Here is a 921-nt window from a genome sequence, read left to right as displayed (position 1 = left end):
CCTCTTCGACGCCTCGGGGGCCCAGCGTGCCGTCGACCCGTCCGAGGTGCCCGCCGTGGCCGCGGCGCTCGAGGCGTTCCGCAGCGCGGGCTGCAACGCCGGCTTCGTCGTGTACGATTTCGCCTCCCAGCGCGGCCTTGGCTGCAACGCCGACGCAGCCTTCTCCTCGGCGAGCACCATCAAGGCGCCGTTCGTCACGTACGTGGCCCAGGCCCTGGTCGACGAGGGAGGGGCGGCGCTCGACGACGAGGTCTTCGAGGACACGGTCACGGAGGGCACGGGCATCATGGCCTCAGACGGCCAGAGCACCTACGACCTGGCCACGGTGCTCACGGATACCATCGTCTACTCCGACAACACCGGCTATGCGCTGCTCCGCAACCGATACAGCGAGGGCTTCGAGGCGTGGGCGGCGGCGGCCGGCGTGGACGCTGCGGCCTGGGGTGGCGAGTGGTATCCCTCCTACACGCCGCGCGAGCTGGCGAAACTCTGGCTTGGTGTGGGCGGGTACCTTAGGAGCGGGGGCGGCCAGGCCTCCTTCTGCGAAGGGCTGCTCGCGCAGACCGGCACCTCGTTCATCCGCGAGGTGCTCGGGTCCGACCACCAGGTGCTCTCGAAGGCCGGCTACGAGATCGACACGCCCCTGTACGACATGGGCGCGCTCAACGACGCGGGTATCGTCAGGTCCGCCGCCGGCGACTACCTGGTAGCCGTCATGTCGGACGCCGACTACGATGACGCGTACTTCACCGACAACGAACCGCTCATCCTGAACCTGATCGCCGCGCTCGACGAAGCGCACGACCGGCTGCTCGCAGCCTAAGGACCCTCCATGAACCCGAACGCGCACCCGACCGTGACCGTGCCGACCGCCGAAGGCGGGGCCCCGCAGCGCCGCCAGCAGGCAGCCCAGCACCGCGC

At 69.9% G+C, this 921-nt stretch carries 1 protein-coding gene; it reads left to right on the top strand.

Annotated elements, in window-relative coordinates:
* Positions 1 to 823 (top strand): serine hydrolase (locus tag GPA_RS00580; RefSeq protein ID WP_041239873.1); only part of this gene is annotated, 823 nt, incomplete at its 5' end.
* Positions 824 to 921 lie beyond the last annotated feature (98 nt).

The organism is Gordonibacter pamelaeae 7-10-1-b (assembly GCF_000210055.1).
Lineage (GTDB): Bacteria > Actinomycetota > Coriobacteriia > Coriobacteriales > Eggerthellaceae > Gordonibacter > Gordonibacter pamelaeae.
Note: the sequence above shows the minus strand (reverse complement) of the source record. Positions and strands in the feature narration are given on the sequence as shown.